At 59.4% G+C, this 12,695-nt stretch carries 9 protein-coding genes; 7 read left to right on the top strand and 2 right to left on the bottom strand.

All coding sequences use genetic code 11. The annotated features are described in order from the left end of the window. Positions 1–45 precede the first annotated feature (45 nt). The 5 genes from EP007_RS00625 (at position 46) to EP007_RS00605 (ending at position 5,747) form a co-directional block, all read left to right on the top strand. Entirely contained in the window at positions 46–1,188 is a 1,143-nt protein-coding gene (locus EP007_RS00625; RefSeq protein WP_128475809.1) for a glycosyltransferase, read from the top strand. A 10-nt stretch (positions 1,189–1,198) separates the two neighbouring features. Further along, the gene (locus EP007_RS00620; protein WP_128475808.1) at positions 1,199–2,239 is read left to right on the top strand and encodes a glycosyltransferase family 4 protein; all 1,041 of its coding nucleotides are present in this window, start codon (positions 1,199–1,201) and stop codon (positions 2,237–2,239) included. A gap of 141 nt (positions 2,240–2,380) precedes the next feature. After that, the gene (locus EP007_RS00615) at positions 2,381–3,343 is read left to right on the top strand and encodes a hypothetical protein (protein ID WP_128475807.1); all 963 of its coding nucleotides are present in this window, start codon (positions 2,381–2,383) and stop codon (positions 3,341–3,343) included. A 92-nt stretch (positions 3,344–3,435) separates the two neighbouring features. Continuing rightward, positions 3,436–4,794, top strand: a complete 1,359-nt coding sequence (locus EP007_RS00610) for an oligosaccharide flippase family protein (RefSeq protein ID WP_166035394.1) — start codon at positions 3,436–3,438, stop codon at positions 4,792–4,794. Positions 4,795–4,865: 71 nt separating this feature from the next. After that, positions 4,866–5,747, top strand: coding sequence for a hypothetical protein (locus EP007_RS00605; RefSeq protein WP_128475805.1), 882 nt, complete (start codon positions 4,866–4,868; stop codon positions 5,745–5,747). Positions 5,748–5,786: 39 nt separating this feature from the next. Here EP007_RS00605 and EP007_RS00600 read toward each other — a convergent pair whose 3' ends face one another. Further along, positions 5,787–6,884 carry a glycosyltransferase gene (locus EP007_RS00600; RefSeq protein ID WP_128475804.1) on the bottom strand — a complete coding sequence of 366 codons (1,098 nt, stop codon included), beginning with the start codon at positions 6,882–6,884 and terminating at the stop codon, positions 5,787–5,789. 133 nt (positions 6,885–7,017) lie between these two features. Between EP007_RS00600 and EP007_RS00595 the strand changes: the two genes are divergently transcribed. Both EP007_RS00595 and EP007_RS00590 read left to right on the top strand, forming a co-directional pair. Continuing rightward, positions 7,018–10,206, top strand: coding sequence for an oligosaccharyl transferase, archaeosortase A system-associated (locus EP007_RS00595; RefSeq protein WP_128475803.1), 3,189 nt, complete (start codon positions 7,018–7,020; stop codon positions 10,204–10,206). A gap of 122 nt (positions 10,207–10,328) precedes the next feature. Then, a complete protein-coding gene (locus tag EP007_RS00590; protein ID WP_128475802.1) occupies positions 10,329–11,288 on the top strand; it encodes a DUF368 domain-containing protein in 960 nt (319 codons plus the stop codon). A gap of 24 nt (positions 11,289–11,312) precedes the next feature. Here the strand turns inward: EP007_RS00590 and EP007_RS00585 are convergent, their stop codons facing one another. Then, complete coding sequence (locus EP007_RS00585) at positions 11,313–12,695, bottom strand: anaerobic glycerol-3-phosphate dehydrogenase subunit C (protein ID WP_128475801.1); 1,383 nt, start codon at positions 12,693–12,695, stop codon at positions 11,313–11,315.

The raw sequence follows: 12,695 nt of genomic DNA, 5'->3' as shown, positions 1-12,695 counted from the left end.
CCGACGACCAACAGTATGTTATAGTCCGATTCCATACCCGGTCGTATGAACTCTCTCGTGGCCGCCGCGGGGGCGCTCGTCGCCGCCACGGCGCTGCCGTATCTCGCGTACTTAGCCCTCTACGCGGTCGTCGGGCCGAGCGGGTCGCCCGCCGACAAGCGCGACGCGGAACCGACCGTCAGCATCGTTCTGCCGACCTACAACGAATCGGGCATCATCGAGAAGAAACTCGACGACGTGGTGTCGCTGGACTACCCGATGGAGAAGGTCGAACTGGTCGTCGTGGACTCCAGCGACGACGAGACGCCCGAAATTATCGAGTCGTACTTCGAGGACCGCGCGCATCCGGACCTGAACCTCATCCGCGAGCAGGAGCGCCGGGGACTTGCGCCCGCCCTAAACGACGCCTACGCCGCCGCCGACAACGAAATGGTCGTCAAGACCGATTGCGACTCCTACGTCGCCGACGACGCGCTCCGAGAGGCGGCCGCCAATCTCGCGGACCCCGGCGTGGCTGCGGTCACGGGCCAGAACGCCGAAGTCCTCGGCGGAAGCGAGGTTGAGGCCGGGTATCGGGGCGTACAGGCCCACATCCAGACGCTTGAATCGCACCTCGACTCGACGCTCATCTTCCACGGTCCCTTCTCGGCGTTCGACAACGACGCCATCGTCCCAATCGACCCCAACTCGCTGGCCGACGACACCGAGTTGGCGCTGAAGATTCGTCGGGGCGGTGACCGCGTCGTTTTCGACCCCGCGGTCAGGTACAAGGAGGCGTCTCACTCCGACTTCGGCAAGCGCAGGCTTCAGAAGGACCGCCGCGGGATGGGTCTGATTCGCCTGCTCGCCCAGCACCGCGACGCGCTCGGAAAGTACGGCAACTACGGCAAAGTGGTCCTCCCGTTCAACTGGTGGTTCATGATAGTCTCTCCGTGGCTCGTCGCGCTCGACGTGCTGGCGGTCACCGCCGCTGGACTCTCCGTCGCGGGTCTCGCCGGGCTCGCGGTTCCGGCCGCGCTCGCCGCGTTCGTCTGGCTCGGTCAGAAAGACTTCCTCGGTCCGCTACAGGCTATCTACGCTGTCTTCGACTCGCAGGTGTCGCTGCTCCACGCCGCCGTCGAACTGCTCCGCGGGAAAGGCGACGGGACGTGGGAAGTAGACGAGGAGTTGCGGGAGGCGTTCGACTGAGGATAGTTCGATGAATATTTTACAAGTCGCACCGCGGTATCCGCCTCATACTGGTGGCGTCGAGACTCACGTCGCCGAAATCAGTCGCCGACTCGTCTCTCGTGGCCACGACGTGACGGTGTTCGCGGCCGATGCCGAGGACGGACTCGCCCGGCGCGAGACCCGCGACGGTGTTCGTGTGCGCCGCTTTCGAGGGTTCGCGCCCGGCGGCGCGTTCCACGTCGCGCCGGGCATCGCACCCGCAGTTCGACGGGCCAACCAGGACGTGGTCCACGCGCACAACTATCACTCGCTCCCAGCCTTCTTCGCGGCGTTAGGAGTCGCGGACGCACGGTTCGTAGTGACGCCTCACTATCACGGGGGAAGCGCGAGCGGGTTCCGCGACAAACTACTCTCGCTCTACCGACCGCTCGGCCGATGGGCGCTCGGGCGCGCGGACGAGGTAATCGCGGTCAGCGACTGGGAGCGCGACCAGTTACGCGCGGACTTCGGACTCGACGCCACCGTGATTCCGAACGGCCTGGACGTAGAGCGGTTCGCCGACGCGACGCCCGAGAAGCGCGACCGACCGTATCTACTCTGCGTTGGCCGACTGGAAGCGTACAAGGGTGTTCAACACGCGATTCGCGCACTCCCGGAACTCCCGGAGTACGACCTACTGATTGCTGGCTCCGGCGATTACCGGTCCGAGTTAGAGCGGACTGCACGCGAGACGGGCGTTTCCGAGCGCGTCGAGTTTCTGGGCTACGTCGCCGACGAACGCCTACCGGGACTGTACGCTGGGGCGTCGGCCTACCTTTTACTCTCGGAGTTCGAAGCGTACGGTATGACGGTCGCCGAGGCACTGGCCAGCGGGACCCCCTGCGTCGTTCGGACGGGGAGTGCGCTCGACGACTGGGTGTCGAACCGCGGCGTGATTGATGTACGCAAAATCGGTCCTATGGAAGTGGCCGATGCAGTGGACGCTGCTTTGAACGCCGACGTTAGTAGCATGCAGGTCTTCACCTGGGGAACCGTCACCGAGCGACTCGAACCTCGACTCAAAACGTAGCCGAGTACACTCCGGAAAATATAGGAGGCACCTCGATTAACCACGAGAGTAGCTACTCTCCCATCGTAAACGAAAACCGGTGAGCCTATAAAGTGATTGCTCGACAACTGTAGGACAAAGAGAACTAATCCCAAAATCCATATGATCGATAAAATTACGTACGCAACGAACGAGATTCTGAAGAACGGAGACGATCCGTACTGGTGGCGTCAGCGGTTTACATCACGGATAGCTGGACCGATGCTCGGTAAGATACACGGTAACCATGGCGAAGATTTCATGGAGAAAGACTGGGATAATCTTCTTATCCTCGACGCATGTCGTGCTGACATGTTTGAGCAGGCTATCGATACGTCTCAGTTTGATGAATATGATTCTGTCCACTCTGTCGGATGTTCAAGCCCAGAATGGATGAAGAACACGTTCACTGCGCGCGAATTTCCTGATACCGTATATGTAACTGCCAATCCGTGGATATCGAAAATTGCACCTTACTCCTTCCACGATGTCGAGAACCTCTGGATAACCGAACACGACGCCAGCCGTGAAGATCTCTCTAGTGCGGGCGTACTCGAAGAGGCAGGTCTTGGAGACGTTCCGACCATCTATCCGGATACCCTGAGCGACGTAGCGAGAAGAGTCCATGAACAGTATCCCGAAAAGCGACTTATCGTCCACTATTTCCAACCTCACGCCCCCTGTGTCGGTAATGCTGATGGAACACGAAAAGATCAGATCCGTGACGAAATGCATCCTGGAGTTGACTTGAAAAACGGGAGCGTAACTCGACAGGAGGTTTGGAACGAGTACATTCAGAACCTTCTATACGCTTTCCAATACGCTGATGAACTAGCGGATGACCTTGGCGGAAAGTCGGTCTTCACCGCGGATCACGGCGAACTGTTCGGTGAACGGCTCTGGCCGTTCCCTATTCGAGGCTATGCTCATCCCGATGGTGTTCGACATCCGAAACTCACGGAGGTTCCGTGGGCCGTGAAGACTGTCGGCGACCGACGAAAGATCGTCTCCGGTGATGTCGAGATGCATGAGGCTGATGAAGATGAGATCGACGATCGTCTCCGTAACCTTGGGTATAAAGTTTGAGTATCGGAGATACTGATTTTGGTATTCAGGTCGGAATCGGTTTTATTGGACGAATAGCAACTGCTATCGTCGCATTCGTGGGATCCGTATTCTTGGCTCGCATCCTCGGCCCGGAGGGATACGGTACGTTCTATTTTCTCATGGCGATTGTCGCCTTTCTCGATAATCCAGTCACAGGGTGGGCGAACGCATGTCGAAAGCGGCTCACAGAAAAAGATGTTCCGTCAGGGGAAGCGGTCGGCTCAACAATTGCTGGAATTGTTATATTTTCCGTCATTGTATTCGTCGGTTCGTGGGTCGCATCGCCGCTTATCACTGCACAGGTCGGCAATCCTGACGCATGGCTCCTTCTGAGCTTGCTCTTCGTCGGGATGGTTTCGTTCCTCACCTCATTAGAGGTCCTAAAAGCAACTGAGCAGTTCGGGTCAAGCTCATGGGTTCAGGCTGGTAGGGACGTGGTGCGAGTGCTGGCCCAGGCCGCACTCGTCGCTTCAGGTATGGGCGTAGCCGGAATGGTTGGGGGCATGGTTGTCGCCAACCTCGTCGTAGCACCGATTGTAATCTACCTCGTCGGAGCCAAACCAGAGATACCATCGAAAGATACCCTTCGAAGCGTGTGGGAGTTCGCAAAGTCGAGTATTCCAAACGGAGTTGTGGCTACTGCTCAGAGTCGGATGGATGTCATTCTTCTCGGTCTTCTTGTTGGCCAGAGCGTCGTCGGGAATTACGAAGTTGCCCTTCGAATGACGATGCCCGCAATGTACGTGGCAGGAATCGCACAGGGCGGACTGATGGGGCGTATCAGTAACCGACGGAGCAAAGGTGAAGAGGTCATTACGGATATCCAGAACAATCTTTCGTACGTGAGTATTATCGCAATTCCGCTGTTCTTCGGCGCGCTTACCGTCGGTCGTCCCGTCGTCGTCACAGCCTACAGTAGCAAATTCGCTGAGGCAGGAGTTTACTTGGCGGGTCTTGCGTTCTTCCGAGCTATTCGTTCACAAAAGTCTATACTCGTTTCGACGTTGGATGGAATCGACCGACCGGAGCTCAACCTCCGTGTGTCTACGTTCGTCTTCGTCTTCAATCTCACGCTCGGAATCGGACTCCTGTACACCATCGGTCCGTTCGGCGTCGTCGTCGCTACCGTTGTGAGCGAAGCGATAGCGTACGTTGCTAGAGCATACTTCGTCCGGTCGTTGATGCCCTCTCTCAACCTTCTCCCACGACCACTGCTGGAACAGTTCGCTAGCGGCGTTCTGATGGCCGCGGTGACTTATGCGGTGCGTCTCGCACTACCACTTTCATTTTGGCCTTACGTTGCCCTGGTAGTCGGAATTGGAGGTGTAGTGTACTTCAGCTCACTGTTACTCATTAGCGAACCCTTCCGAACGACGATTCGAGCGCTTGCCGAAGATGCGGGACTAACTAACTCGAATAAAGCTAGCTAAGACTGGAACACCGCAAGGATTATTTAGATTGCATAACTTACCTTAGCCAGCACTCATAGGGAAGAAATAATATGGAATTTGTTTTTTGCGTTCCACCAAACGAAGGTAGTCAGCAAGCCTCTGCACTCGCGCGATCTCTGGCCGATCAGTATCCCGAGACGTCGATTTACGCTCATGTCGTCTCTTCTGAACGGTCACGCATTTCTGATACCGCCTTGGAAACGATAAACGAACATGCTGAAATTATTGACGGAGAAATTCCGATTGACGGATATCCTGTAAGTTCGAAGCTGGACGCACTTGTTCGGGCGACTGAGCGAACGACGGAGCCAGTCGTCTTTCTTGACTCAGACATTATTGTTCTGAACCAGTTTTCGGAGTTCGAAAACGGTATTTCGGCTGACTTAAGCGCAAAGCCCGTAGATATTTCGACACAATACTGGGCGACGGAGAAGTTACACGAGGGGTGGCGATCTGTCTACGACGCCGTCGCCGTAGAACCGCCACAAGAATGGCAAGTTCAGACGACCGTGGACAAAAAATCCATCTTGCCGTATTTCAATGCCGGTGTCGTCGCTGTCGATTCCGCGGCTGTTGCTCGCCGTTGGCTTGAAGTAACAAGGATCGTTCGGAAGGTAATCGCCGACGAAACGACATTCGCGGACCAAATTGCTCTTGGCGTTATCGCGTCGCAATCGGATATCTCGTTTCGAGAACTGTCGGAAATATCAAACTGGCCGCTTCCAATCCGCCAAGGAATAGGGAAATCGGCCGCAGCAGTTCATTATCACAGTTACTCGCACGTTGATCGAGTATGGAAACCAACCGTTCGGCGGCGCTTGCTCCGGTACTTAGAGCCTCATATATCTGAAACGCGCTCTCTGAAGCGACTCTATGAGTCGGTTCGGTCTTGGTGGTGGCCAATGAAACTCCGCCTTTTTGGCATGGGATAAGATCGTCTGATTAAGTCAATTCATACCGCTTTCCCTCTCTCAAGCGGCTGAACTATCACATAACTGTTGGTATGTTTTGACGTGTTTATCCGCCACTCCGTCGATAGACTGAGATTTCCGATAGTCCTTCAGGGCTGCGACAAGACGAGTCCTTTGGTCCTCATCGTCGAGTAGCTCACGGACGTTTGCTAGAGCAGCGTCGGCGTTTCCGGAGTCGAACAGCGAAACGCAGTTCCACTGCGTGTTGAGGTTACGGAAGTACTGTTCGTCACTCGCTATAACAGGAAGCTCGTAGGCGACGCACCAATTGAAAATGCCGCTCTGGGTCACTTCCTCGTACGGAAGCAGGATTAGGTCGGCCGCATTAAAGACTGCGTGAAACTCAGAGTCGTTAAGTACGCCGGTTATCTGAACGTTTTCTGGAGCCTGCTGTGAAATATTCGCCATGTACTCGGCGTCGTCCTCGTTCTGGTTACCTCCTGCAATAAGAAACTCGTAGTCAGGAGCATTGCGGGCGACATCAAGAAACGTTTCGTATCCTTTCTCTGGGCGGACGTATCCCGGTTCGACGATGAGGGTTTCCTCCGGCTTATAGCCGAACGTCTCTTTGGCCGTTGCCGAGTCTATTTCAACAGTGTCAGTCTGGACACCATGTGGTAAGACTTCATACGAAGAGAGTGACGTACTTTGTAGAAACCTTTCTTTACAATTATCTGATAAAAAAATGGCGTGATCGGCGACGGCTGCTAAAAGTGAGTTATTGAACCGGACGTATATTTTCTTTAAGCCCATAAGTGGTGGGCCAATCGTCTCATCGTTCCACGCACTGTGAAACGTAATAACTACTTCTTCCCCAAAAATATTAGAAATTACATATAGGGCAGGGAAGAACAGCCAACTCATCAGACTTTTGGGTCCGAAGATACCGTACTCGTGTTGAACATGAACCACGTCAGAGTGGTCTCCTTTTAGTTGAAGAACTGCCGCTAGATACGAAAACGGATTCCAACTACCTAAGGGGACCGTGACGTGACGAATGTCTAAACTGGTATCGAGATTCTTCAAGAGCGTGCCTGTGTACGTTCCGATACCACATGAGCCGTCGTCCGGAGTAGAGATAAACGTGACTTTCGTCATTTTAGCTATTCACGCCAACGTACACGCCGAGGAGTAGGTAAACATTGTTGTTCTCGTCGATTGATACTGCCGATTACTCGTGACCGGGGTCAGATGATAAGGCTTATGCGCGTTTTGGCATTCCTTCAATCCAATGAGCCAGCAGACTGAACAGGTCGAGGATTCGTCCGACACCGCCGGTTCTATCCTCGACTCGTTCGAGGACTGGTATCACGTCCCCGTACTCGCCGCAGCGCTTTCGTTCATGCTGTGGGTGCGACTCCAGTCGTACGACAAGTTCGTCCAGAACGGGCAAGTCCTCTTCGACGGGAACGACGCGTGGTATCACCTTCGACAGGTACAGTACACAGTGAGCAACTGGCCCTCCACGATGCCGTACGACCCGTGGACGTACTTCCCGTTCGGAACCAGCGTCGGCCAGTTCGGGACGCTCTATGACCAACTCGTCGCCACGGCGGCGCTGATAGTCGGTCTCGGCGACCCCTCCCAGAAGACGGTTGCGATGACCCTCCTCGTCGCGCCCGCTGTCCTCGGGACGCTCGTCGCCATCCCGACGTATTTGGTCGGCAAGCGCCTCGGCGGCCGCCCCGGCGGTCTGTTCGGGGTAATCGTCCTCGCGCTGTTCCCCGGTACGTTCCTCCAGCGGGGTCTCGTCGGCTTCGCCGACCACAACATCGCCGAGCCGCTGTTCCAGACGTTCGCGGTGTTGGCGATGATGGTCGCGCTGAGCGTCGCCGAGCGCGAGAAGCCGGTGTACGAACTGCTCGTGGACCGTGACTTCGAGGCGCTCAGAGCGCCCATCGGCTACAGCGTACTCGCGGGTGTCGCCACGGCGCTCTATCTCTGGACGTGGCCGCCGGGCGTCATGCTCGTGGGTATCTTCGCAATTTTCTTCGGGCTTAAGCTGACCGCTGACTACGTCCGCGGCGTCAGTCCGGATCACCTCGCGTTCGTCGGTGCGATCAGTATGGGGGTCGTGGGGCTGCTCATGCTGGTGCCGCTCGGTTCGCTGAGTCCGAGTCCGACCAAGTTCTCGTCGCTCCAGCCCATGCTCGCGTTCGCGGTCGCAGTCGGCTGCGTCTTCATGGCGTGGCTCGCCCGCGAGTGGGACGCTCGTGATCTCTCAACCGCGCTGTACCCCGCGACGGTCGGCGGTCTCATTCTCGGAATCGTCGGGTTCGTCTACGTCGCGCTCCCGTCGGTGTTCAGTCTCGTCAGGACCAACCTCATCCGGGTCGTCGGGTTCAGCACGAACGCCGAGACTGGGACCATCGGTGAGGCCCAACCCTACCTCTCGAACGTCCAACCACGACTCGGTATCGAGTGGTACGACCTCATCCTCCGAGATTACGGCCTGATGCTGTTTACGGCCGTCATCGCCGCGGTCTGGATGGTCTGGCGAACGTATCGGACCGACGACCACCGCGCCGAGTATCTCCTCGTGCTCGTTTGGGCCGCGTTCATCACCGCTGCGGCGTTCACGCAGATTCGGTTCAACTACTATCTGGCGGTGCCGGTCGCCGTGCTGAACGCCTACCTTGTCAAGCAGGTCCTCTCGCTGGCGAACGTCACGAGCCGCGAGTCGCTGACCGACATCGAGGGATACCAGGTTCTCGCGCTCGTGTTCGTTGTCCTGCTCATCGTGCCCGTGCTGGTCACACCGGCCAGCATCGGGTCGTCGGGATACGCGAGCGTCGATAACACCCAGACCGCGGTGCAGGCCGGAGAGACCCAGCCCGGCGACATCAGCAAGTGGGACGGGTCGCTCGACTGGATGGCCAACAGCACGCCCGCCGAGGGCGATTACGGCGACGCGAACAACGAAGACCAACTGGACTACTACGGCACCTTCGACCAGAGCAACAGCGACTACGACTACCCCGAAGGGGCCTACGGTGTGATGTCGTGGTGGGACTACGGCCACTGGATTACGGTCGAAGGCGAGCGCATTCCGAACGCCAACCCCTTCCAAGAGGGTGCGAAAACAGCGGCCAACTACCTACTCGCGCCGAACGAGTCCGAGGCCAACGAGGTCATCGAGGCCCTTGGCGGGCCGACCGAGGAGACTCGGTACGTGATGGTCGACTGGAAGATGGCCTCGGTGTACGACAACGCTGGCGGGAAGTTCTTCGCACCGGCGACGTTCAAGGAGAACGTCTCCCGGTCGGACTACTACGAACGTGTCTACCGACAGGGCCAGAACGGTCTCCAGACCGCGTTCAACCTGCGCTCACAGGACTACTACGAGAGCCAGATGGCTCGGCTCTACCTCTATCACGGTAGTCGGATGGAGTCCCAACCCATCGTCGTGGACTGGCGCGCCCGGCAGTACGAGACGCCGAGCGGACAGGTCGCCTCGCTCAAGATGAACGAACAGGGACCGAACGCGACGCTTGTCCGCCGGTTCCAGACGATGGAGCAGGCCCGCTCGTTCGTCGCTAACGACTCGACCGCGCAGGTCGGGGGCATCAGCCAGTTCCCGAGCGAAACCGTCGAGGCGCTGAACCACTACCGCGTCGTCAACCAGAGCCAAGCCTCGGGCACGAATAACGCCCGGTGGGCACAGCAACTCCGCGCAGAGATGCAACTGCTTCAGCAGGGCGGAGCGATTCGGAGTCCCAACCAGATGTTCCAGACCCAGCCCTCGTGGGTCAAGACGTTCGAGCGCGTGCCCGGCGCGACGGTGACGGGCAGCGGCCCGGCCAACACCACGGTCACGGCGGCGGTTCGGATGTCGCCGGTCGGCCAGAACGGCACGTTCACCTACAGCCAGCAGGCCGAAACTGGTCCGAACGGCGAGTTCACGATGACGCTGCCGTACTCCTCGACCGGGTACCAGAACTGGGGACCGGAGAACGGCTACACCAACGTCAGCGTCCGCGCGACTGGTCAGTACCAGTTCTACACGCCCCAGAACTTCGAGAACGGAAACGTTAGCTTCCACAACGCTTCCGCGGACGTGACCGAGGCGCAGGTCATCGGCGAGAGCGACGAGACCACCTCGGTCGAACTGACCGAGGAGTCGGTCTCGCTCCAGCAGAACGACCAGTCGGGTAACAACACGGCGGCGTCCGGCAATCAGACCGCCGACGGCAACCAGACCGCGCCCGCCAACGGCACCGACGGCGGCGACGAGACGGCCGCGAACGGGACGACCGGCGACTCCTCGTCGCTGGCCGCCCCGGCCGACGCCGCGAGCGCGGACAGTCAATCGCAGATGACGCCCGAGGACGCGCTCCCTGAGCGTGAGGACACCGCTCCTGCGCGCGCCGGACTCGTCGGCGCGTGGGGCGGTGCGCTCGTGATTGCGGGTCGGGACTGAACCGCGGCCTCTATTTTCGGAACCGGAGTTGCATTTTCGAGTCGGCGGCGTTCAGTTGCTTCACGCGACCGAGTCCCGAGAAAGCAAACCGTTTTCCGGCCGGTCGTCGTATCTCACTCCTAATGCGACAGTGGCTCTCCATCTACCTGAAAGGTCTCTTCATGGGTGCTGCCGACGCCGTACCGGGTGTCTCGGGCGGCACCATCGCGCTGATAACCGGCATCTACGAGCGACTGGTCGGAGGCATCGCCGCCTTCCACCCGTCCGTGCTGGCCGACCTGCCGAGAGCGTACGAACCGGACGCTCGCGGGCGAATCGCGGAGATGCTCCGGGAGATGGACGTGGCGTTCCTGTTGGTCCTCGGCGCGGGTATCGCCACTGCCGTCGTCGCGGTCACGGGGCTTATCGAGACTGCACTGGAGGTCGCGCCCGGTCTGGTGTTCGCGTTCTTTGGCGGTCTCATCGCCGCCTCCGCGGTGGTTCTCTGGAGCGAGGTCGGTCTCGACACGCGCGGCGAAGTAGCGGCCGCCGTCGTCGGGTTCGCCGTCGCGTTTCTCGTCGCGGGCATCTCCGCCGAAGGCGGATTGCCCCACGCGGTACCCCTGCTGTTCGTCGCCGGTGCGGTCGCCATCTGTGCGATGATACTCCCCGGCGTCTCGGGGTCGTTTCTGCTCATCCTGCTGGGTCAGTACGAATTCATGGTGAACCAACTGCAAGGGTTCATCGACGCCCTCCTGGCGGGGAACATCGACACCGCGCTTGACCTGCTGGTGAACATCGTCTCGTTCGTCGCTGGCGGGGCGGTCGGTATCCTCACGTTCGCCCGCGTCGTGAAATGGGCGCTCTCGAACTACCGCCAGATTACGCTAACCTTCCTCGTCGCACTGATGGTTGGGGCGCTCCGCTACCCAGTCGTCAAGGTGTTCGAGGAGACGACGGCGTGGACGCCCGCCAGCGCCGCCGCCGTTCTCACCGCCGCGCTGGTGGGCGTGTTCGCGGTCCTACTCGCGGATTACTACACAGACGATTTGGAGTACGTCGAGGACGACCCGGCGGCGACGCCGACGCCTCGGAACGACTAAGCGTCGCGCGTCAATCGAGGCCGTTCAGCGTTCGCGCTCGACCAGCGCCTCGTCTAACACTTCCAGCGGGTGGCGAATCTCGTAGCCCGTGCCGTGTTCCATCTGCATCGCGCAGGTCGGACACTCGGTCATCCCGGTCTCGGCGTCGGTGTCTTCCATGTGGTCGAACATCTCCGCGCCGATTTCCATCGAGGTGTCGTACTTCTCCTCTTTCCACCCGTAGGTGCCCGAAATGCCCGAACACGAGTCGCCCACGTCCTCGGCGTTCGCCCCCGTGAGGTTGTCGAGGACTTCGACCGCCTGTCCGGCGAGACCCTGATTCCGGGCGTGACAGGGCGCGTGATACGCGAACTCCGCGTCTTCGACCTTGGCGTCCGCCAGTTCGGCGTCGAGGTCCTCATGGAGTCGCAGGTATTCGAGGGCCTCGTAGGTCCGGGCCGCGACGCTGGCGGTCCCCTCGAAACTGAACAGTTCGGGGTACTCTTGGCGGAGCGACATCGAACAGGAGGTACAGGAGGCGATGATGTCCGCGCCGTCCTCGATTGCGGCGGCGAGTTCCCGGACGTTCGTCTCGGCCGCGCGCTCGGCGTCGGCCAGCATTCCGTTTGCGAACATCGGCGTGCCCGAACACTGCTGGGGCGGCACCATGACCTCGTAGCCGAAGTGCTCGAAGGTACGGACCATCGACTTGCCGACCTCCGGGGTGTTGTAGTTAGAGTAACAGCCGTGGAAGTAGGCGACGCGCTTGTCGTCGGCGTCGGCGCTCGCGTCGTCTCGCTTCGCTCGCGCCTCTCGCGCTCGCTTTTCCGAGGTGGCGTTGCCGCCTCGCTCGTGCCACCACTCTCGGAACGTCTGGTCGGCGAACTCGGGGAACTCGCGCTCGCTGGTGATGCCCAGCAGTTTCTCGTTGATCGACTGAACGAACGAGTTGCCCATCACGAAGTTGGCGAGGCGGGGCACCTTGCTGGCGAACCCGGCGAGGGTGCCGTAGTTGGCCAGAATCCGGTTCCGGACGTACTCCCGCGAGAGCTTCTCCATCTGCTCTTCGACGAACTGCCCGCGAGCGGTGTTGTGCATCTGGCTGAGGGGCACGTCGGAGGGACACGCCGAGTCACAGCGCATGCAGTTCGAGCACGACATCACCGAGTCGTCGATGTCGTGGTCGTCCTTGCGCTTGACCCGCCACTGCTCGGGACCCTGAAACTTCGGGCCGGGGAACTCGTCGTCCACCTCCGCGACCGGACAGGCCGAGTCGCAGGTCGAACACTTATAACAGTCGTCGCTCCCCGGCCGGAGGTCCATCTCCTCGCTCTCGGGGAACACTTGGACCGGTTCGAACTCCTCGTCCGAAACCGCCTGTTCGTCTCGCGCGTCGCTCGGGTCGGTTGGGGTTTCTGCGTCACTCAT

This window comes from Halorussus pelagicus, from assembly GCF_004087835.1.
Taxonomy (GTDB): domain Archaea; phylum Halobacteriota; class Halobacteria; order Halobacteriales; family Haladaptataceae; genus Halorussus; species Halorussus pelagicus.
This window is presented reverse-complemented; position numbering and strand designations above follow the sequence as displayed.